Source organism: Brachybacterium sp., from assembly GCF_036379615.1.
Classification (GTDB): domain Bacteria; phylum Actinomycetota; class Actinomycetes; order Actinomycetales; family Dermabacteraceae; genus Brachybacterium.
The window spans coordinates 121,840-142,568 of the sequence record NZ_DASVGJ010000009.1 but is presented as its reverse complement, the minus strand read 5'-3'; the positions used below and the strand labels follow the sequence as shown (position 1 = coordinate 142,568).

At 71.8% G+C, this 20,729-nt stretch carries 20 protein-coding genes; 10 read left to right on the top strand and 10 right to left on the bottom strand.

Annotated elements, in window-relative coordinates:
* A partial coding sequence (locus tag VF289_RS02645) for a glycoside hydrolase domain-containing protein (protein ID WP_330880810.1) occupies positions 1–1,068 on the bottom strand: 1,068 nt, incomplete at its 3' end.
* Positions 1,069–1,352: 284 nt separating this feature from the next.
* On the opposite strand from VF289_RS02645, the gene VF289_RS02640 reads away from it, so the two are divergent.
* From VF289_RS02640 to ppsA, 6 genes are all read left to right on the top strand, one after another.
* Entirely contained in the window at positions 1,353–2,021 is a 669-nt protein-coding gene (locus VF289_RS02640) for an esterase (RefSeq protein WP_330880808.1), read from the top strand.
* A 206-nt stretch (positions 2,022–2,227) separates the two neighbouring features.
* On the top strand, positions 2,228–3,592 hold the full coding sequence (locus VF289_RS02635; RefSeq protein ID WP_330880806.1) for a hemolysin family protein: 1,365 nt from the start codon (positions 2,228–2,230) through the stop codon (positions 3,590–3,592).
* Positions 3,589–4,629, top strand: coding sequence for a hemolysin family protein (locus tag VF289_RS02630; RefSeq protein WP_330880804.1), 1,041 nt, complete (start codon positions 3,589–3,591; stop codon positions 4,627–4,629). Before VF289_RS02635 ends, VF289_RS02630 begins: the two co-directional genes overlap by 4 nt.
* Positions 4,630–4,671: 42 nt before the next feature.
* Positions 4,672–6,060 (top strand): hypothetical protein, encoded by a 1,389-nt coding sequence (locus VF289_RS02625; RefSeq protein WP_330880802.1) that lies wholly within the window; start codon positions 4,672–4,674, stop codon positions 6,058–6,060.
* A 189-nt stretch (positions 6,061–6,249) separates the two neighbouring features.
* A complete protein-coding gene (locus tag VF289_RS02620; RefSeq protein WP_330880800.1) occupies positions 6,250–7,110 on the top strand; it encodes a pyruvate, water dikinase regulatory protein in 861 nt (286 codons plus the stop codon).
* 38 nt (positions 7,111–7,148) lie between these two features.
* Positions 7,149–9,539: a phosphoenolpyruvate synthase gene (ppsA, locus tag VF289_RS02615; protein WP_330880798.1), complete on the top strand. Its 2,391-nt coding sequence runs from the start codon at positions 7,149–7,151 to the stop codon at positions 9,537–9,539.
* A 97-nt stretch (positions 9,540–9,636) separates the two neighbouring features.
* On the opposite strand, the gene VF289_RS02610 is transcribed toward ppsA, so the two are convergent.
* Together VF289_RS02610 and VF289_RS02605 are read right to left on the bottom strand one after the other, a co-directional pair.
* Positions 9,637–10,071, bottom strand: a complete 435-nt coding sequence (locus VF289_RS02610) for a hypothetical protein (protein WP_330880796.1) — start codon at positions 10,069–10,071, stop codon at positions 9,637–9,639.
* 44 nt (positions 10,072–10,115) lie between these two features.
* Complete coding sequence (locus VF289_RS02605; protein ID WP_330880794.1) at positions 10,116–11,582, bottom strand: LarC family nickel insertion protein; 1,467 nt, start codon at positions 11,580–11,582, stop codon at positions 10,116–10,118.
* 217 nt (positions 11,583–11,799) lie between these two features.
* Between VF289_RS02605 and VF289_RS02600 the strand changes: the two genes are divergently transcribed.
* The 4 genes from VF289_RS02600 (at position 11,800) to VF289_RS02585 (ending at position 16,022) form a co-directional block, all read left to right on the top strand.
* The gene (locus VF289_RS02600) at positions 11,800–12,006 is read left to right on the top strand and encodes a hypothetical protein (RefSeq protein ID WP_330880792.1); all 207 of its coding nucleotides are present in this window, start codon (positions 11,800–11,802) and stop codon (positions 12,004–12,006) included.
* Positions 12,007–12,050: 44 nt separating this feature from the next.
* Positions 12,051–13,799, top strand: a complete 1,749-nt coding sequence (gene pabB, locus VF289_RS02595; RefSeq protein WP_330880790.1) for an aminodeoxychorismate synthase component I — start codon at positions 12,051–12,053, stop codon at positions 13,797–13,799.
* A 67-nt stretch (positions 13,800–13,866) separates the two neighbouring features.
* A complete protein-coding gene (locus VF289_RS02590; RefSeq protein WP_330880788.1) occupies positions 13,867–15,087 on the top strand; it encodes an MFS transporter in 1,221 nt (406 codons plus the stop codon).
* 110 nt (positions 15,088–15,197) lie between these two features.
* The gene (locus VF289_RS02585; RefSeq protein WP_330880786.1) at positions 15,198–16,022 is read left to right on the top strand and encodes a sugar phosphate isomerase/epimerase family protein; all 825 of its coding nucleotides are present in this window, start codon (positions 15,198–15,200) and stop codon (positions 16,020–16,022) included.
* A gap of 17 nt (positions 16,023–16,039) precedes the next feature.
* Here the strand turns inward: VF289_RS02585 and VF289_RS02580 are convergent, their stop codons facing one another.
* From VF289_RS02580 to VF289_RS02550, 7 genes are all read right to left on the bottom strand, one after another.
* Entirely contained in the window at positions 16,040–16,702 is a 663-nt protein-coding gene (locus VF289_RS02580; protein WP_330880784.1) for a carbonic anhydrase, read from the bottom strand.
* 103 nt (positions 16,703–16,805) lie between these two features.
* Positions 16,806–17,231, bottom strand: coding sequence for a VOC family protein (locus VF289_RS02575; protein WP_330880782.1), 426 nt, complete (start codon positions 17,229–17,231; stop codon positions 16,806–16,808).
* A gap of 72 nt (positions 17,232–17,303) precedes the next feature.
* Positions 17,304–17,819, bottom strand: a complete 516-nt coding sequence (locus VF289_RS02570) for a DUF2812 domain-containing protein (RefSeq protein ID WP_330880780.1) — start codon at positions 17,817–17,819, stop codon at positions 17,304–17,306.
* Positions 17,816–18,139 carry a PadR family transcriptional regulator gene (locus VF289_RS02565; RefSeq protein WP_330880778.1) on the bottom strand — a complete coding sequence of 108 codons (324 nt, stop codon included), beginning with the start codon at positions 18,137–18,139 and terminating at the stop codon, positions 17,816–17,818. The genes VF289_RS02570 and VF289_RS02565 overlap by 4 nt, the downstream gene beginning before the upstream one ends.
* 115 nt (positions 18,140–18,254) lie before the next feature.
* Positions 18,255–18,890 carry an HAD family hydrolase gene (locus VF289_RS02560; protein WP_330880776.1) on the bottom strand — a complete coding sequence of 212 codons (636 nt, stop codon included), beginning with the start codon at positions 18,888–18,890 and terminating at the stop codon, positions 18,255–18,257.
* Between the two features lie 9 nt (positions 18,891–18,899).
* The gene (locus VF289_RS02555) at positions 18,900–19,646 is read right to left on the bottom strand and encodes an aminoglycoside phosphotransferase family protein (RefSeq protein WP_330880774.1); all 747 of its coding nucleotides are present in this window, start codon (positions 19,644–19,646) and stop codon (positions 18,900–18,902) included.
* Positions 19,646–20,653 (bottom strand): BadF/BadG/BcrA/BcrD ATPase family protein, encoded by a 1,008-nt coding sequence (locus VF289_RS02550; RefSeq protein ID WP_330880772.1) that lies wholly within the window; start codon positions 20,651–20,653, stop codon positions 19,646–19,648. The genes VF289_RS02555 and VF289_RS02550 overlap by 1 nt, the downstream gene beginning before the upstream one ends.
* Positions 20,654–20,729: the final 76 nt, after the last annotated feature.

The following is a 20,729-nucleotide window of genomic DNA, read 5'->3' as shown; positions in this document are numbered from 1 at the left end:
GACCAGCTGCGCGCCCTTGAGCAGATCCTCGACCTGCGCCTTGGCTGCGCGGTAGGCCTCGATATGGTTCTCGTGGGGTTCATCGGAGATGTGCCAGAGCACGGCCCCGTCCCAGGCGCGGTCGAGGTGCTCGCGCAGTGCCGGGATCAGCGACTCGAGCAGGCGGCGGTAGGCCGGATCGGTCGCGGCCACGTGCCAGCCGAAGCGTTGTGCGAGACGGTCGGCGGTCTCCACCTGGATCGCGGGAGTGTGCGCGGCACCCCACTGGGTGAACAGGTGCGCGATCTCGAGGCCGGTGAAGCCGAGCTCTCGGCAGATCCCCAGCCAGCGGTCCAGGCGGGAGAGGTCGAAGGAGTACTCGCCGTCCGTCTCACGGATGCCGATGAGCTGGACGAACGGGCGGGTGTGCCCCTCGGCGGTGTCCAGCGGCGGAGTCCAGGTGGGGGTCAGCACGCTGGTCACGTCCATCTCCCGGGCGGAGGCGAGGAACGCCTCGATGAGCTCCCAGTGCCGCTCGGAGAAGACCTCCACGTCGTAATAGGTCGAGAGGCTGTCGGCGTGGAACCAGTGGGTGTTGGTGATGCTCAGCGGCGGCAGGCGGTGCGGGTGGAGGCGCAGGCGCACGGTCTGCTCGCCGAGGATCTCGGCGCTGTCCGGGCTGGTGAGGGAGAGGGTGAGCTCGTGATCGCCGGGGTCGGCCTCCGTCGTGCCGACCACGTCGATCCACAGCGCCTCCCACCGGCCGGGGGTCAGGTGCACGAGCCCGTCCGTGACCGGCTCGAGCAGGTCGGGGTACTCGCCCGGCTCGGTGACCAGGTAGTGCGCATCGGGATCCTCCGGGGCGGGGGAGGAGACCGGCACGCGCCGCACCACCTGCAGCCGGGCGCGATCGGCGAGGCCGCCGGAGAGGCCGACGCGCACCTCGGGCTCGTCGGTGCGCAGCGCGACCTGCACGGAGAGCACCTCGCCGAGGAAGCCTGACACGTGCGCACCGTCGTGCAGCTCGGCGGGACGCGGGGCGGCCTCGCCCAGCACCTTCTCCAGGGAATCGGTCAGGACGGTCTGCATGCGGGGCTCCTCGTCGAGCTCGGGGACGGATCCTCTCAGGGTGCCATTAATCCGTTGCCCTCCCGCGGCGCCCGGCCTACGGTGGTCGGACACAGGAAGGGAGGTGATCCGAGAAGTGATTTCTTATCGGACGTGTGAGGTGGCTCGCCGCTGAGGCGACCGTTCATCCGGACGCGCAGCGAATACCACCGAGCTGCCGGGACCCCCAGGGGGTCGGATCTCGTCCTTCCGACCAGCGCACCGCGCGACCTGGGGGTTCTTCCCTGCCCGGGTACGCTTCGAGCATGACGAGCACCCCGCAGGACCCGACGTTCGAGCTGATCTCCCCGCGCATCGACGAGGCGGCCGCGATCCGCTCGACGGACCAGGAGCGCCCCGTCGTCCTGCTGCTGCACGGACTGGGCAGCCACGAGGGCGATCTCGCAGGCCTGGCCGGCTTCCTGCCCGAGGACTTCGACTACGTCTCCCTGCGCGCGATCTTCCGCTACGGCCCGGGCTACGCCTGGTTCGAGATGCCGGTGGACCCGCAGCGTCCCGAGGCGATCACCCCCGCCGCCGAGGCTGTCGAGGGCTGGATCGCGGGGCAGAGCCGCCGCGTGGTGGGGGCGATCGGCTTCTCGCAGGGCGGGCTGCTGGCCCTGCACCTGCTGCGCCGCGACGCCCGCGCCCTCGACTTCGTCGTGAACCTCTCCGGGCGCCCGTTCCCTGCCCCGCTGCCGGGTGACCTCGCGCTCGCCGCGGTGCGGCCGCCTGCGCTGTGGGGGCACGGAGGCCTCGACCCCCTGTTCGGCGGTGAGCACGAGCGGATCGTGCGGGACTGGATGGGGGAGCACACCCGGCTCGAGGAGGAGCGCCGGCCCCAGCTCGGGCATGCGGTCGACGAGATCGAGCTGCGTGCGCTCGCCGCCTTCCTCCAGCGGCGGGCCGACGAGCTCCGGGCCGACGAGCGCTGAGACCCGGCGCTGAGACCCCGCGCTGAGTTGTGCTCCACATCCGGCCCCACACCCAGGGAACGGGTTGTAGCATTCCGTCATCCCCGCCGACTGTCGGCGGCGTATGAGGAGCACCAGGAGACCATGAGCGCCGCCAGCGACGCCCCCAGTGACAGTCCCGGGCCTTCGGGCCCGAGCACATTCACCTTCCGTGGGGGGATCCGTCCATGGACCTGATCGGTCCCCTCATATCCTTGGCGGTCGGCCTCGTGCTGATCGCCGCCTGCGGTGGCTTCGTCGCCGCCGAGTTCTCCCTGATCACCGCCAACCGCAACGAGGTGGAGGCGGCCGCCGCCTCCGGCGACAAGCGCGCCGGCGGGGTGCTGCGAGGGATGAAGACCCTCTCCACACAGCTCTCCGGGGCGCAGCTGGGGATCACCGTCACCAACCTGGGCATCGGCTTCCTCGCGGAGCCCGCGATCGCCGCGCTCATCGGCCCCGGCCTGGTCGATGCCGGCCTCGGCGAGGTCGCCGCCCGCTCCGTCTCCGTGACCATCGCCCTGGTGCTCGCCACGGGCATGACGATGATCTTCGGCGAGCTGGTGCCCAAGAACATGGCGATCGCGGAGCCGCTGCGCACCGCCAAGCTCGTCGTCGGCTTCCAGCGCCTGTTCACGAAGGTCTTCGGCCTGCCGATCCGCCTGTTCAACGGCAACGCCAACGCCGTGGTCCGCGCTCTCGGTGTCGAGCCGCAGGAGGAGCTCAGCTCCGCCCGCAGCGCCGACGAGCTCTCCGTGCTGGTCAAGCGCTCAGCCGACGAGGGCGCGCTCGCCGAGGAGACCGCCTCACTCGTCCAGCGCACCCTCGCCTTCGGCGACCGCCGCGCGCACGACGCGATGGTCCCGCGGGGACGCATGGACTCCCTCGAGGTCGACGAATCCGTGGCCGACCTGCTGGAGCTGGCCCGCACCACCGGCCACTCCCGCTTCCCGGTGCTGGACGATGAGAACGAGATCGCCGGGGTCGCGCACATCCGCCACGGGCTCGCCGTCCCCTTCGCCGAACGACCCACCACCCGGGTCGATGCCGTGATGGGCACCGCCACCTTCGTGCCGGACACCGTCCCGCTCGACGATCTGATGGACACCCTGCGCTCCGGCGGACTGCAGATGGCCGTCGTGGTCGACGAGTTCGGCGACCACGCCGGACTGATCACGCTCGAGGACCTGGTCGAGGAGATCGTCGGCGAGGTGCGCGACGAGCACGACGAGGAGAGGGACGACACCCCCGAGGCCGACGGCTCCTGGGACCTCGACGCCCGGATGCGGCCCGACGAGGCCACCGAGCGGCTCGGCGTCACCGTCCCCGAGCACGAGGACTACGACACCCTCGGCGGCCTGGTGACGATGGAGCTGGGCCGGCTCGCCGAGATCGGCGACGAGGTCCTCGTCGACACCGATCCGGTCCCCGGCGAGGAGCCGGCCCGACTGCGGATCGAGGTCACCGACGTGGACGGCATGCGCATCGAGACCGTCCACGTGAAGGTCCAGGCGCAGCCCGATGAGGATGCCGCCGAGGAGGGAGAGCGATGAGCACCACCACCGGACTCGCCCTCACCCTCATGCTGCTGATCCTCAACGCCTTCTTCGTGGGCGCAGAGTTCGCGCTGATCTCCGCCCGACGCTCGATCATCGAGCCGAAGGCCCTGGAGGGGAAGTGGGCGGCGAAGGTCACGATCTCCGCGATGGAGCAGGTCTCGCTGATGATGGCCGGCGCGCAGATGGGCATCACCGTGTGCTCCCTCGCCCTGGGCGCCATCAGCGAGCCGGCGATCGCGCACCTGCTCGAGGTGCCTCTCGAGGCTCTCGGCGTGCCGGGCGCCTTCACCCACCCGATCGCGTTCGTGATCGCGCTGTCCCTGGTCACCTACCTGCACGTCGTCTTCGGCGAGATGGTGCCCAAGAACATCGCGCTCGCGGGCCCGGAGCGCATGGCGCTGATCCTCAGCCCCGTGCTGATGGGGATCGTGACGGTCGTCCGGCCGGTGCTGTGGCTGCTGAACTCGATCGGCAACCTGGTGCTGAGGATGATCGGCATCACGCCCAAGGATGAGGTCACCAGCGTGTTCACCCGCAACGAGGTGGCGGCGATGGTGAGCGAGTCCCGCGAGGGCGGACTGCTCGAGGACAACGACGAGGCGCTCCTGCTGGGGGCGCTGCGCTTCGAGGCCCGCAGCGTCGCGAACCTGGTGATCCCGCTGGAGGAGGTCTCCTCCCTCGCAGAGGGGGTCACCGCCGCCGAGGCGGAGGCCGCCGCGGTCGAGGGCTACTCCCGCTTCCCGGTGCGGGCGGCAGACGGCGGCCTGACCGGCTACGTCCACATCAAGGACCTGCTGGACTCGGTGCAGGAGCACCGCGACCAGCCGATCCCGGCCGCGCGGATCCGCACCCTGCCCCGGGTCGGCGCCGAGCAGCCGCTGCGCGACGCCCTCGCCGAGATGCAGGCCAGTGGAGCGCACCTCGGGGCCGCGACCGACGAGACCGGGGCCGTGATCGGCATCGTCACCCTCGAGGACATGCTCGAGGAGCTGGTGGGCCAGATCCGCGACGACTCCCGCGTCGCCGCCTGAGGGCGGGGCGCGGGGCAGTCGCCGACGGGGCAGGATGGGGCGATGAGCTCCATCGCAGACTCCCGCTGGCGCGTGCTCCCGATCGGGCGTGCGGCGACGCTCGCGCGGGCCACCCGGGACGCCGTGCTCTTCGGCGTGATCGGCCAGGTGGTGCTGTTCGCCGTCGTCCTCCTCGGAGGGCTCCTCGCTGAGGAGGTGCTCGCCGAGACCTCCGCGGGGACCACCATCGACCTGGTCGGGCGGGCCACCCTCGTCGGCGATCTGGTGCTGGGAGGGCTCGGCCTGCTCGCGTTCGGAGTGGTCCATGCCCTCGACGGGCCGCTGATGGCCCGTGCCCTGGCGGCGGCGAAGCGTCGAGGCACCCCGGCGACGTGGGTGCCGATCCCGGGGCAGTGGGAGTCGGCGCGGTCGAGCAGCGCCCAGGTGTACAAGATCGTCGCCGTCGTGCTGCTCGCGCTCCTGGGCCTGTTCTACGTCATCGCGTTCTTCGTCGCGCTCACGAGCGGGTTCGACCGGGGGTGGGCGGGGGTCCTGGGCGGAGGCGCCCTGCTCCTCGCCCTGATCTGGGGTGGGATGCCCCTGACCGATCGGGTGTTCGGTCGCTGGCAGTCGCGGCATTTCGCTCCGCTGCCGCAGTGGTGGACCGAGCCCCACCGCATCATCGCCGCGGGCCGGGCGATGACGCCGCAGGAGATCATCGAGGCGCGGGGCGAGGCGGGGGTCGACGGACAGTCACCTGCCCGTGCGTCGCTGCCCGGGAGCGGTGTGCGGGCGCTCAGCCGGGTGCTGCTGTCCGGGGTCTCGCTCGGGGGCGCGGCCTGGGTGGTGCTCTTCCACCTGGTGGTCGCTGTGGCCTATCCGGACGCCACCACCGACGCCGGCAGGCAGCTGGGGGACCGGGCGGAGCTCGGCCCGGAGGGCGAGCAGCTGGTGGACCTGCTCTCCCTCGGGATGGGCATCGCCGGTGGTGCGGCCCTGCTCGCGGGCGCCGGGTGCGTGGTCTGCACGATCATCGTGCGACGGATCGAGCATCGGGTGCTGCGTCGGGCGCTCGCCGACCCTGCAGCGGTCCCCCCGCCGTATGCCCTGCTCGGCCGGGCGATGACCCCCACCTCGCTGCCGATCCTGAAGGTGCTCTTCGCCTCCGCCGGGGCCGGGGCCACGCTCGGCATGGCTCTGTGGTTCGTGGATGCGGTGGCGGATCTGCCGGACTGGGATTCCTACGCGGCGGCCGGCCCGGAGCTGCGGGCCGCCGGGGAGCTCGGCCCCGTGATCGCGCTCGCCGCGCTGGTCGTGATGGCGCTCGGGATCGTGGTCTCCAGCGTGCTCGATGCCCGGGATCGGGAGCTTCGGGATGAGCTGGGCCAGCGCTGGCCGGCGGGACCTGCGCAGACGCCGACGGACGAGACGACCGGGCCCTCCGCGGACTGACCTCGCCGACGCCTCTGCGCGATCGCGCCGACGTGAGCGTGCACCTCGCCGGATCCGCGCAGCCGACGGGTGAACCACGCCACCTTCGGCGGCGATCCCTCCCCGGCCCCGGCCGCGCCGTTACGGTGAGGCCAGCACATCGACGTGCCCCGGTGCTCCGTCACCGGGCCCAGAGCAAGGGGGCGACCTGTGACCGCAGATCTTCCGATCCCGCCGCCGCGGGCCGACGCCACCGAGGTGCCGGTGTTCTTCATCTCCGACTCCACCGGGATCAGTGCCGAGACCATGGGCAATGCGCTGCTGCTGCAGTTCCCGACGGTCCCCTTCGAGCGCCGCCTGATCCCCTTCGTGCGCACCGTCGAGGAGGCGCGCGAGGTGAGGGCCGATCTCGACGCCGCGATGGACGGGGAGATCCAGCCGCTGGTGTTCCTCACCGTCGTCGACGAGGCCGTGCGCGAGGAGCTGCGGCAGACGAGAGCGCCGGTCATCGACTTCGTCAGCAGCCACCTCTCCCAGCTCGAGGCCCGGCTCGGGGTCGCCGGCGATCACGCCCCCGCCCGCCTCCACGGGGTGGGGGACTCCCGCCGCTACAACCGCCGCATGCAGGCCGTGGAGTTCGCGATCGAGCACGACGACGGCCAGTCGGTGCGCGCGATCGAGAAGGCGGACGTGGTGCTCATCGCGCCGTCCCGCTGCGGGAAGACCCCGACCAGCATGTACCTCGCGCTGATGCACGGGATCTTCGTGGCGAACTATCCGCTGGTGGACGAGGACCTCGCCGACGAGGTGCTGCCGCAGTCGATCGCGGGCATCGCCGATCGCTGCTTCGGACTGCTCACCTCCCCGCAGCGGCTCTCCGCGGTGCGCAGCGAGCGCCGCGCCGACTCCCGCTATGCCTCCCTCGCACAGACCCGCTGGGAGCTGTCCCGCGCGCGTCGCGTCTACGACGTGCACGGGATCCCCTTCGTCGACTCCTCGAACAAGTCCGTCGAGGAGATGTCCACCCTGATCCTCCAATCGCTCGCCCGCCGCGGGACGTCTTCCCGCTGAGCTCCCCGTTGAGCACCCCACCCCTGAAGGAGCACGACATGGCCCAGAGCATCCGCCCGTTCTCCCAGCTCGGCATGAGCGACCTCGAGCAGGTGGGAGGCAAGAACGCCTCCCTCGGCGAGATGGTCTCGAACCTGACCCGCCTCGGCGTGCAGGTGCCGGACGGCTTCGCCACCACGGCAGAGGCCTATCGCGAGTTCCTCGGCGCGACCGGCCTCGCGGAGCGGATCGAGCAGCGGCTGCAGGGCCTGGACACCGAGGACACCCTGGCGCTCGCCGCCGCGGGTCGGGAGATCCGTGAGCTGGTGGTCGATCAGCCCTTCCCCGAGTCGCTCGAGGCGGACATCCGCACCGCCTACGAGGAGCTCGCCGCCGGCAGCGGTGACGAGGCCTCCTTCGCGGTGCGCTCCTCGGCGACCGCGGAGGATCTGCCCGATGCGTCCTTCGCCGGGCAGCAGGAGACCTTCCTGAACGTGCGCGGCATCGACGACGTGCTGCTGGCCATCCGCGAGGTGTTCGCCTCCCTCTACAACGACCGCGCGATCGCCTACCGCGTCCACCACGACTTCGACCATGCCGCGGTCGCGCTCTCCGCCGGGGTGCAGAAGATGGTCCGCTCCGATCTCGGCGCGAGCGGCGTCATGTTCACGGTCGACACCGAATCCGGGTTCGACCAGGCCGTCTTCATCACCTCCGCCTACGGGCTCGGAGAGGGCGTGGTGCAGGGCGCGGTCAACCCCGACGAGTTCTACGTCTACAAGCCGGGCCTGCGCGAGGGCCGCCCCGCGATCCTCACGCGAAAGGTCGGGGAGAAGGCCACCAAGATGGTCTACACGCAGGAGACCACCGTCGGCCGCACCGTCGAGTTCGTCGACGTGGACCCCGCCGAGCGAGGACGACTCTCGCTCACCGATCAGCAGGTCGAGGACCTCGCCCGTCAGGCGCTGCTCATCGAGGAGCATTACGGGCGGCCGATGGACATCGAGTGGGGGCTCGACGGCGCCGACGGCGGGCTGTACATCCTGCAGGCCCGTCCCGAGACGGTGCAGTCCCGTGCCGGGAACACGGTCGAGAAGTACCGGCTGAGCTCGCGCGGCGCCGTGCGCGCCGAGGGCCGGGCGATCGGGGCCCGGATCGGCTCCGGCGCGGTACGGGTGCTCGACCAGATCGACCGGATGCACGAGTTCCAGCCCGGCGAGGTGCTCGTGGCGGACATGACCGATCCCGACTGGGAGCCGATCATGAAGCGCGCGAGCGCCATCGTCACCAACCGCGGCGGCCGCACCTGCCACGCCGCGATCATCGCTCGTGAGCTGGGGATCCCGGCCGTGGTGGGGACCGGCTCGGCGACCTCGACCCTGGCCGACGGCGAGGAGGTGACCGTCTCCGCCGCCGAGGGCGACACCGGCTACGTCTACGACGGCCTGCTGGACTTCACCGTCTCCTCCTCCGAGGTGGACTCGATGCCGCAGCTGCCCACGAAGATCATGATGAACGTGGGCAACCCCGAGCAGGCCTTCGGCTTCTCCCGGCTGCCGCACGCGGGGGTGGGCCTGGCCCGCCTCGAGTTCATCGTCAACCGCCAGATCGGCATCCATCCACGCGCCCTGCTCGAGCTGGAGCGCCTGGAGGCGAAGCACCCGGAGATCGCCGCGGAGGTCCGCACGAGGATCGCGGCCTACGACTCCCCGCGCGACTTCTTCGTCCAGCGCGTCGCCGAGGGCGTGGCGACCATCGCCGCGGCCTTCGCGCCCGAACCGGTGATCGTGCGGATGAGCGACTTCAAGTCCAACGAGTACGCGAACCTGCTGGCCGGAACGCTGTTCGAGCCGGAGGAGGAGAACCCGATGATCGGGTACCGCGGCGCCGGCCGCTACCTCTCGGAGGACTTCGCGGACTGCTTCGCGCTGGAGTGCGAGGCGCTGCGCTACGTGCGCGAGGACATGGGGCTCTCCAACGTGAAGCTCATGATCCCCTTCGTGCGCACCCCCGCGGAGGGCAAGGGCGTGATCGACCTGCTGGCCACCCACGGGCTCGAGCGCGGCACGAACGGGCTCGAGGTGATCATGATGTGCGAGATCCCCTCGAACGCCGCCACCCCGGAGCTGTTCCTCGAGCACTTCGACGGCTTCTCCATCGGCTCGAACGACATGACCCAGCTGACCCTGGGACTGGACCGGGACTCGGCCCTGGTCGCCGACGCCTTCGACGAGCGGGACCCGGCGGTGAAGTTCATGCTCTCCCGCGCGATCGAGGCCTGCCGAGCGGCGGGGAAGTACGTGGGGATCTGCGGTCAGGGACCCAGCGACCACCCGGACCTCGCCGAGTGGCTGCTGGAGCAGGGCATCGCCTCGATGTCCCTGAACCCGGACACCGTGGTGGACACCTGGCTGCGCCTGGCGACGCTGTCCGGACGCGAGAGCGCCTGAGCGTCGGGGACTCAGCGCCCCTGGACCGGGACCGGGATGCGGGGCGCTGGGTCCGGGGTCTCGGACGTCAGCGACGCGGGACTCCGCAGCCCGAGCCTCAGCGGTTGGTGCGACCGCCGCCGGATTCGTGATCCATCTCCGCGTACTCGGCGGACTGATCCTCCGCGCTGAGGCTCGGCATCTCCCCGGTGGGGGTGCTGTGGCTGTCGGTGTCGTGCTGGGAGGTGACGGTGGTCAGCAGGAACACGGTGTCCTCCACCGCCTCCACGGCATGGCGGACGTGCGTCAGCGCCTCGAGGGTCCCGGCCTGCAGCAGCACCGGCTCCTGCCCGGTGACGCGCAGACAGCCGTGCATCACCTGGATCGAGGCAGCCGGTGGGGAGTTGTGCTCGGGCAGCTCCGCGCCCTCTTTGAGGGCGATGACGGTCTGTCGCAGCGGGCCGTCATGGAGCAGCAGTTCGGCGTGGCGACCGTTCGGCGCCTCGCGGGCGATATCGATCGCCTTGGTCATCGCATCGGTCAGGGCAGCCATCGGAAACCTCCTGGAGAGCAACGGTGGTCCCTGACCAGTATCCGTCAGGAGGGCGGATCCGTCAGGCCCACGGCGGATTCGCGGGCCAGATCCAGCATGGCCCGCTCGCTGACGCCGAGCACCCGCGCGGCCGCGGCGACGTCCCGGAACTCGGGCTCCCGCCGCACCACGACGCCGTCGGCGTCGCGTGCGATCTTCACCGCGATCCGCTGCCCCTCCACCTCGATCTCGGTGAACTCGCGCGTGCGGATGACCCTCTCCACCCGGTGCCTGCGCACCCCGAGGGAGCCGGTGCGGTCCATGAGCAGGGCGGCGGTCGACTCCTCCGCCCCCTCGCGGACCAGGGCGTGGATCGTCACCGCCGGTCGGCCGCGCTTCATGATGATCGGGGTCAGCCAGGCATCCAGCGCACCGCCCTCGAGCAGCTCGTCGACCACGCCGGGCCAGAGCCGGGGGTCGAGGTCGTCGACGTTCGCCTCGAGCTGGACGGCGGCGGTGGGGGTGTCGTGGGCATCGGCGGCCGTGGTGGTGCCCGTGGTGCGGCCGACGGGGCCGCCCACCAGCACGCGGACCACGTTGGGGCGGCCCGGGGTGTCCTTGGTGCCCGCGCCGACGCCGAGCGCGTCGGTGACCAGCGTCGGCTGGGCGCCGTGCGTGGCGGCGAGGCCGCGCAGCAGGGCCACGCCGGTGGGGGTCGCGAGCTCGCCGATGCCGGGGGCGACGCCCGCGGGGACCTGACGGCCGCCGTGCGCATGCGGTCCGCCCTGGGCGTGGGCGGGCAGGGCGGCGTCGGAGTCAGGGATCTCGACAGGGTGCTCGTGGTCGTGGCTGTGCCCGTGACTGTGGGCGTGGCTGTGGCCGCGGGGAGGCAGCAGCTCGCCGGCGACGGTCGGCCAGCCGAGGGCGAGGCGGGCGACGGCCGGGACCGGGACCGGGATGTCGCCGTGGGCGGCGCGGATCCGCCCGGAGCCGACGGCCAGCACGCTGCCCACGCCCTCGGTGATCCCCAGCTGGCGCCAGGCCTCGCAGGCCCCGATCACGTCGGCCAGGGAGTCCAGGGCGCCCACCTCGTGGAAGTGGACCTCGTCGGCCGGGACCCCGTGGGTCGCGCCCTCGGCGTCCGCGAGCCGGCCGAACACCGACAGCGCGAGGTCGATGGTGCGCTCCGGGATCGCAGCGTCCCCGCGGGCCTCCTCGAGCAGTGCACGGATCGAGGACCAGGTGCGATGCGGCGGATCCTCGACCAGCACCTCCACGTCGATCTTCAGCGCGCGCTGACCGCCCCGATCCACCGCCGAGCGCACGAAGCGCACCGAGTCCGGGACCAGTGCGTCCAGCACCCGCTGGATGCCGTCGAGGTCGGCGCCGGCATCGACCAGGGCGGCCAGCAGCATGTCCCCGGCGATCCCGGCCGTCGCATCGACATAGGCCAGACGGCCCGGGGCGGGCGGAGCAGGCGTGGACGACGCAGGGACGGACGAAGCGGGGGCGGAGGATGAGGTCGCGGCCATGAGGTCGATCGTAGGCCGGGGGTGTGGAGAGGTGGAGGCCGCGACCAGGTGTTGTCGTGACCTCACGTCCGGCGTGCCGGATCCTCGGCGACCGCGCCCCGGCGACCGCATCGCGATGCCTGCACCTCGGGGCGCGTCCCTCGATGGCCGCGCCTCGACCCCCCGCTGTTCGCTCAGAGCGTGCTCCGCAGAGGGTGGGAGTCCCTAGAGTGGGGTCATGAGCCACGAGCCGATGTCCAGCCTCGTCGCGGAGGAGCGCCGCACCTTCTCCGCGCTCGCCCTGATGGCGGCGGGCGTGGTCGCGCTGATGCTCGTCGCCGTCACCGGCACGATCCTGCTCGAGCCGCCCACGATGCATGACCACAGCACCCCCGGACAGGGAGCCGTGCTCAACGCGCTGGTCGCCGTGGCCCTGCACGGCTGAGCGCCGTGTGACCCGCGGCGGCGCCGGTCGGGCATGATGCCTCCATGACCACCCCCGTTGCCCGCTTCGACGACGTCACCGCCGGGCGCAGCCTGCAGTTCGCGCAGGCCGAGCGGGTGATCAGCGCGCACCGGCCCGAGGAGGTGCGCGGCGCCCTCGCGGAGGTGCAGGACGCGGTCGACGGTGGCGCCTGGGCGTTCGGGATGGTCGCCTACGAGGCCGCCGCCGGGCTCGACCCCGCGGCCCGGGTGCGAGCTCCGCAGGAGGGCCTGCCGCTGGCGTGGTTCGGGCTCGCGGCAGCACCCGACGAGCACCCGTCGCCGCTGACGACGGGCGAGGGCTTCGAGGTCGCGCCCTGGGTGCCGGACTGGTCCCCGGCGGAACATGCCGTGCGGGTCGAGGCGGTGCGGGCTGCGATCGCGGAGGGCGACACCTACCAGGCGAACCTCACCACCCGGCTCCGCTCGCACGTCACCGGGGACGCCTTCGGACTCTACGGCGCGCTCGCGCAGCGCCAGCGCGGCGCGCACCACGCCTTCCTCGACCTCGGCCGCCACCGAGTGGTCAGCGCGAGCCCGGAATCATTCCTGGACTGGGAGGACGGGGTCCTGCGCACCGCTCCCATGAAAGGGACCGCCGCCCGAGGGAGGACCCCCGCCGCGGACCGCACCGCCCGGGAGGCGCTCCTGGCCAGCGAGAAGGACCGCGCGGAGAACGTGATGATCGTGGACCTGCTGCGCAACGACCTGGCACGGGTGTGCGAGCCGGGCAGCGTGCAGGTCACCGAACTGCTGCGGGCCGAGGAGTATCCGACGCTGTGGCAGCTGACCTCCCGGATCCGGGGCCGCACGCGCCCGCAGGCAGGACTGGTCGACGTGCTCGAGGCGCTGTTCCCGTGCGGGTCGATCACCGGGGCGCCGAAGCTGTCCACCATGGCGCTGCTCGCCGACCTCGAGGACGCCCCGCGCGGGGCGTACTGCGGGGCGATCGGCTGGCTCGCCCCCGGCGCGGCGCCGCGGGCGAGCTTCAACGTCGCGATCCGCACCGTCGTGATCGACGGGGCGGACGACGCGGCGGTCTACGGCGCGGGCGGAGGCATCACCTGGGACTCCACCCCGGCCGGCGAGTACGAGGAGCTGCTGGTCAAGACCGCCGTGCTGCCGACGGGGACGCGCGCCCCCTTCGCCCTGCTGGAGACCCTCGCCGTCGTGGGACGTGCCGCGCGGCACGTCGAGGCGCACGCAGAGCGGATGCAGGCCTCCGCCGCCCACTTCGCCATTCCCCTGGAGCGGGCCCAGCTGGAGGCGGTGATCCGGGACGCCGCCGCGGCCGCCGCGGGGGAGGACCTGCTGCTGCGCGTGGCGCTGCGGCGGGACGGCACCCTCGAGACCTCCACGCGGCCGCTCGTGACCCCGCCCGGGCCGGTGCGGCTCGCCCTGGACACCGTCCGCACCGTCTTCCCGACCGGGCTCAGCGCCCACAAGACCACCGTGCGCGAGCACTTCACCGCCGCCCGGGAGCGCCATCCGGACGCGGACGATGTGGTGCTGCTCGGAGAGCACGGCCGTGCCGTGGAGACCACCATCGCGAGCCTTGCCGCTCGGATCGACGGCGTCTGGTGCACCCCGCCGCTGAGCGACGGCTGCCTGAACGGGGTGGGCCGTCGGCTGGCCCTCGAGCGCGGAGAGCTCGTCGAGCGGCCCCTGAGCGTCGAGGCGCTGCGCGCCGCCGAGGAGCTCGCCGTGCTCAGCGCGGCCCGCGGAATGAGGCGTGCCGTCCTCGTCGGGTCCTGACCTCGTAGAGTGCGGACAGCGGCACCGCTCCCGGTGACCGCTCCCACTCATCCTCCGAGGAGCCTCGGTGCCCGTCGCCCTGCCCGTCTCCCTGCGCGCCCGCCGCTGGGCGCTCTACGCCCTGTTCCTGCTGCCGGGCCTGAGCATGTCCGCGTGGGTGACCCGCACCCCGGCCGTGAGGGACCTGCTGGATGCCTCCACCGCGCAGATGGGACTGGTGCTGTTCGGCCTCTCCGTCGGCTCGATGATCGGGATCCTCTCCTCCGGACCGCTGGTGATGAGGCTGGGCACCCGGCCGGTGGTGACGGTCGGCTCCGGCCTGGTGGTGATCGCCCTGCCGGTGATCGCGCTCGGCGCCGTCACCGGCCAGCCCCTGCTCACCGCCGCCGGCCTGGCCCTGTTCGGGGCCGGGATGGGTGGCGGCGAGGTCGCGATGAACGTCGAGGGGGCGGACGTCGAACGACTCGGCGGGCGTCCCTTCCTGCCCGCGCTGCACGGCTGCTTCAGCCTCGGCACCGTGATCGGGGCGGGCCTGGGGATCCTCGCCAATGCAGCCCGGTTCCCGGTGCTCCCGCATCTCGTGCTCACCTCCGTGGTGGGGCTGGGGCTGCTGCTGTGGGCTCTGCGCTCGATCCCCGCGGGCGTCGGCCGGGTCACCGCCGAGGAGCGCGCCGCGCAGTCCGCGACGCCGCGGCCCGCGATCTGGAAGGACACCCGCCTGCTCCTCATCGGAGGGATCGTGCTGGCCATGGCGCTCGCCGAGGGCACCGCCAACGACTGGCTGCCGCTGATCATGGTCGACGGGCACGGCTTCGGCGCCACCATGGGCTCGCTCGTGTTCGCCCTGTTCGCCGCCTCCATGACGGTGGGCCGCTTCGCCGGCGGCCCGATCGTCGCTCGCGTCGGCCGCTCCCGCGTGCTCATGGTGAGCGCCCTCTTCGCGGCCGTCGGCCTCACCCTCATCGCCTTCGTGGACAGCCAGACCGTCGCGGTGACGGCCGTGGTGCTCTGGGGCCTCGGTGCCTCTCTCGGCTTCCCGCTCGCGCTCTCGGCCGCCGGCGACTCCGGGCCCGGCTCCGCCGCCCGGGTCGCGCTGGCCTCGACGATCGGCTACCTGGCGTTCCTCGTCGGCCCGCCCACGCTCGGGTTCCTCGGCGAGGCCGTCGGGCTGCGCCACGCCCTAGTGGTACCGCTCGCGGTGGTGCTGGTGGCGGTGCTGCTGGCCCCGTCGACCGCGCCGCGCCCCGCCCCCGAGGAGCAGGCCGAGGAGCTGGAACCCGCGCGCTGAGAGGAGCCCGCCGGGGCGGGGTGTCTAGGCTGGGCGCTGTTCGCCGTTCGTGCCGTCCTCACAGTCCTCCCTGCCCTCGCAGTCCGCCTCACCCGTACCCAGGAGACCCCATGGCCCCCTCGCTCGATCCCACCAAGGCACTGCACACCTGGTCGCTGTTCCGGACCATGGGCCGCTATGTGGCGCCCGGCTCGGCGCCCTCGGGCGCACTCACCGAGAACACCTCCGGCGGCGGCCTGGACCTGCTCGAACTGCCCGGAGAGCTCGCCGCGCACGGGTTCGCAAGCGCCCAGCTGTGCCACTTCTACCTGCCCCGCACCGAGGCCGCCTACCTCGCCGAGGTGCGGGCCGCCTTCGCCGCCGCCGGGGTGGACCTCGAATGCCTGCTGGTGGACGACGGGGACGTGACCCATCCCGATCGCGGCGAGGAGCAGCAGCGCTGGCTGTCGGGCTGGATCGAGATCGCCGAGCAGCTCGGCGCGCCGCGGGTGCGTGTGCCCGCCGGGGATCAGGCACCGGGCGAGGAGACCCTCGCGCTCAGCGCCCGCCGTCTCCGGGAGCTCGCCGCCCAGCACCCCGACATCCGGGTGCTCACCGAGAACTGGAAGTCACTGCTGGTCGACGCGGCCACCACGCGCCGGCTGTTCGATCAGCTCGAGGGCGAGGTGGGCTTCCTCATCGACACCGGGAACTGGACCGGCGCGGACAAGTACGAGCAGATCGCCGAGGTCGCCGGAATGGCGGAGTGCTCGCAGGTCAAGGCCCGTGAATCCGCGCCGGGCGTGCTGGACGCCGAGGATCTCGTCCGGGCGCTGTCGGTGCTGCGGGACGTCGGCTACGCCGGACGGATCTCCTTCGTCTACGCCGGCACGGACGACGACGAATGGAGCCGGCTCGACGAGATGCACGAGATCGCGCGCGGCGTCACCGGCTGACGGCGCGCGAGAGGGGCTCAGCGAGCGACGTCGAGGCGGCCCACCCAGGAGATCGGGGAGACCCGACCCTCCTCGAGCTGGTACTGGCAGCCCACGATGCCGAGCTTCCCCGCAGCGACCGCGTCGGAGATGACCTTCGACTGCCGCATCAGGGCGTTGACGGTCTCGCCGAGGTGGCGGCGGCCCACGGCGTCCGCGTCGATCTGCTCGGGATCCACGTAGGGGCTGACCTGCTGGGTGGCGAACCACTCCAGCTGCACGGCCGGCTGGATCTCCTCGAGCTCCTTGCGGATCGCGGGGGTGACCTCGCTCGGGGAGGCGGTGGTCTGGTCGATCGCGGCCTTCACCGCGCCGCAGGAGGCGTGGGCCAGCACCACGATCACGGCGACTCCGAGCTCGGCGACCGCGAACTCCATGGTCGCGACGGTGTTCTCGTTCGCGATCTGGCCGATGTTGCGCACCACGAAGAGGTCGCCGAGGCCGCAGTCGAAGAGGATCTCTGCCGCGACGCGGGAGTCCGAGCAGCCCAGGAAGGCGGCGTTCGGCGCCTGGGAGGCCCGCAGCTCGCTGCGTCGCGCGGCGTTCTGCTGCGGATGATCCAGGTCCCCTGCCATGAACCGCTCGTTCCCCTCGGCGAGGGCATCCCAGGCCTGCTGGACGGTGACACGGGGAGAAGACATGGCGAGGGTCCTTCGGGTCGGGAGCGCCGCACGGCTGTACGGCGGCAGGGCTCGGAGGCCCCGCCGCAGACTACTCCCGCCCCCGCCGGTCCGTGCGCGGCGTTCAGCCCTGTGCGGGAGCGCTGATGTTGACCTGCCAGACGATGCCGAAGCGGTCCGTGAAGCTGCCGTACACGTCGCCCCACATCTGCTTCTCCAGCGGCATCGCGATCTCGCCGCCCTCGGAGAGCTTCTGGTAGGCGCTGCGCAGCAGGGTCTCGTCATCCCCCATCAGCGAGAGCGTGACATTGGTGCCGGGGGTGTAGGGAACCATGCCCTCGATCACGTCGGAGACGTAGAGCCGGATGAGATCGGTGACCTCGAGGGAGCCGTGCATGACCTTGTCGGCGTTCGGATCGTCGGCCGGCAGGGCGCCGAACTCCCCGAAGGTCGCGAACTGCGGGATCCCGCCGAGCGCCTGCCCGTAGAACTCGAAGGCCTCCCGGGCGTTCCCGTCGAAGTTGAGATAGGGGTGGAGTGCTGCGGGCATGGTGTCCTCCTCGCCATCGCCCGATCTGCCGCCGGGCGCTCGGTGCGAGCGTAGTCCGATCGCGCCGCTCGGTCAGGAGAACTTCCGTGCCCGATTCCAGTAGCCCAGTGTCGGGATCACGGTGTAGATGACGGGGATCGCGGCGATGACCAGCACTGCCATCTCGACCCAGCTGTTCCAGTCCGCCATCATGACCCCGCGAGCGATGAGCACGAAGGCGATGAGGGTGACGACGCTGTAGCGGGCGAACCGGTTCCGCTGACTCACCATCTCCTCGCGCCGGGACTCGAGCATGGAGTGCACCAGCGGGGTGCCCGCGGCGGCCTTGAAGATATGGGCATCGCCCATTGACAGCACAAGGGTCCATCCCGCGGCGTCGAAGATCTCGAAGTAGTCGGGCGCCGGGTTGCTCTCGTAGGCGAGGTCGAAGACGGCGTCCTCGGGAGCGGCGTCGACGAAGCGCCAGCCGTGCGCGAGGTTCGACAGGCCGCTCAGCTGCTTTCCGGCGGCGGCCATCTCGGCGAACATGGCCAGGTCCTTCTCGGGGGTGAAGGCGCGGCCGGTGGCCATTCTGCTCGTGGTGCTCATGAGTTCTCCAGGAGGTGGTCGGCCATCGAGATGAGCTGACGGCGGCGTTCGATGTTGCGGATGAGGACCTCGCGGCCCGTGGCGGTGACGTGGTAGACGCGGCGTGAGTCCTCACCGCCGAGCTCCTGGATCAGCCCTGCCGAGGAGAGCTTCTTCAGCGTGGTGTAGAGCGAGGCCGGCCCCAGGGTGATCGCCCCGGCGCTCTCCTCCTCGAGGAACTGCATGACCGCGTAGCCGTGGCGCGGCTGCACGAGGGCGAGCATCACGTGGACGGCGGCGTCCGCCAGCTCGCCGCTCTCGAAGCCGGATCTGCGGGCCATGGCTGCCTTCCTTCGCTCGCGATGTCATCTTATGATGTATCGATGAGTGATATAAAAGCACGAGTGCTCGCCGCCCGCAAGGGGCAACCGGGACCGTGTCTCCAGTGCTCCGTCCCTAGTGGTCCGTGATCAGCTCGAGCACCTCGAGGGTGGAGGGCGCCTGGACCGTCGGCAGCACGTCGAGCTCCCAGTCCTGGCCGTGGCTCACCCATCCGGTGCGGCACCCGGCCGCCTGACCGCCCTGGATGTCCGCGCTGGCTCGGTCCCCGACCATCCAGGGCACGGCGCCGTCCCCGAACCCGTCCAGAGCGGCCGAGAAGATCTCCGGGGCAGGCTTCTTCGCGCCGACGGCTTCTGAGATCACCACCCGGTCCACACTGTCCTCGAGTCCGCTCACCTGCATCTTCCGGGTCTGCTGGGCCACGAGGCCGTTGGTGACGACGACCAGCGTCCATCCGTGATCGCGCAGCTCGCTGAGCTTCTCGAGCAGGCCCTCGTAGCACCTCACGGCACCGGCGTGCCCATGCAGCAGGATCTGGACGAGCTCGTCGCGGCTCGTGGTCAGCTCGAGCCTCTCGAGCAGGCCGTCGGCGAGGACCGCCCGGGGCGTGTAGCCGTGACCGTCCGTCTCGAGCAGCCAGCGCAGATCGTCCCCCGTGCCGCGATGGGCGGCGACGAACTCCTGGGCCCACGCGGCGAAGGCGCCGTCGCGGTCCACCAGCGTGTTGTCGAGGTCCAAAAGCAGCAGCATCGGGCGAGCCTAGCCGGGGAGGGGCGCCGGGAAGGTGCGTCGGCCGGCCTCGCGCATTGCGTCGAGGCGGCTGCGCCAGGAGGTGGGCCAGCCCTGCGCCACCCAGGTCGCATGCGGTTCGTGACCGTGGGAGCCGAGCCATTCGACCTCGTCGATCGCCTGTTCATGGCGCGACACTGCGGCCTCGACGACGTCGAACGGGCCTTCCCAGCCGTAACCCTCGAGGAGAGCGCGGGCTCGGGCGCGCCGGAGGGTGATCTCGTCCTTCGAGAGCGGTTCGTCGCCGGGATCGACATCGATGGGGGTGCCCCAGAGCAGCACATAGGCGACATCCTCGGCGGGGTCGCCCGGCCGCGCGGCATCCCAGTCGAAGAGCCCGACAGCGACCTCGTTGCGCCAGGCGACGTTCGCCGGCTTCGGATCCCCGTGGCAGATGGTGGTGCTCGATGAGTTCGGGACCGACCAGACGGCATCCGCAGGAGGGTTCCACGTGCGCGTCCCTTCGTGCACTGCACGCAGGAGCCGACCCAGGGAGCGTGCGCCGTCGGCCGAGAGGCCGTCAGGCCAGGCGTCGTCCCCAGCGAGCCCGGGCACGAGGCTCACGGACTCGACGTGATCATCGATGCTGAGCGGCCGTGGCACCGGGATGCCCTGCGTGCTCAGATGGTCCAGCAGGTCGTGGATCGTCGGTGTCCAGGGCATGCGCGGGCGGCGCACGGTACCGCCGTCGATGGAGATCTCGCGGGGGCCTGCCATCACGTCAGAACCGCCGACGGGATCCGCGCTGCGAGCCGATCGATCATGGTCCCGTCGACCTCGACGCCGGTCGCCTCGAGCGCGAGGATCGCCGCTCCGCCGAGGGGTGCGAGTCGTGAGGGGACCATCTCGAGGATGCCCGGCGCGGCCTCGTCCAGCAGGCGCTCGAGCCGGTCGCGGAAGCTCGAGGCGTCCGCGAGCGAACCCGTGCAGGCCACGGCCACCGGTCGAGGTCCGGCGACCGGGGCGAGCAGTCGCACCCCGCGTGCGGTGCGGGCGGCGAGGTCGTCCAACGCGCGGCCGGCGAGGGAGGACTTCTCACCCAGAGCCGTGACCTGGGGTGCGAAGTCCCCGTAGGACCGCTTGGCGTCGTTGCGATGGGCCGAGGACCGGGCGAGGACGGCCGCGTGCAGGCCTGCGACGTCCGGCACGTCGAAGTGGTCAAGTGCTGCCGTGACCAGCGGGTCCGTCCAGGTGCAGTCACCCATCAGGATCTGCTGGACGACGTCGTGCACGAGGTGCCTCGCGGCTCCGGCGTAGTGCTCGAGCTGCCCGCTCTCGGTCTCGTCGCCCACCTCGTCGATCGCGAGGATCATCGACCCGGTGCCGGCGACCACGACGATGCCCGGCCGGCCCGACAGCGCGCCGCGGTGGGCGATGACCGCGTCGTTGACGACGATCTTCGGGCAGTCCAGGCCGGGTGCGTCCACCAGTGCGGCCGTGCGAGCGTTGTCGCCGCCGTCCTGGTTGGAGCCGTCGCGGTCGAACCCGGCGATGCCGGCCGCGAGGGCCACGGCCCCGGCAGGATCGAGTCCCCCGGAGCCCAGCGCGCGGGAGATGGTGCCGCGGATGTTCTCGAGCGCGTCGTCGTTGTGGTGCGGGGCCCCGCCGCCGCCGACGGCCGCTGCCAGGCGCGTCCCGTCCCGGGCGACGCAGACCACGCGGGTGTGCGTGCCGCCCGCATCGATGCCGATCACGAACTCCTGCTGCGTCCTCGCCTGGATCATGACCGTGAACCTAGCAGCGTCTCCCCGCGCCGCTGCTAGCCTCCTGCTCGTGTCGTCGCGAGCGAAGGAGCTGCGT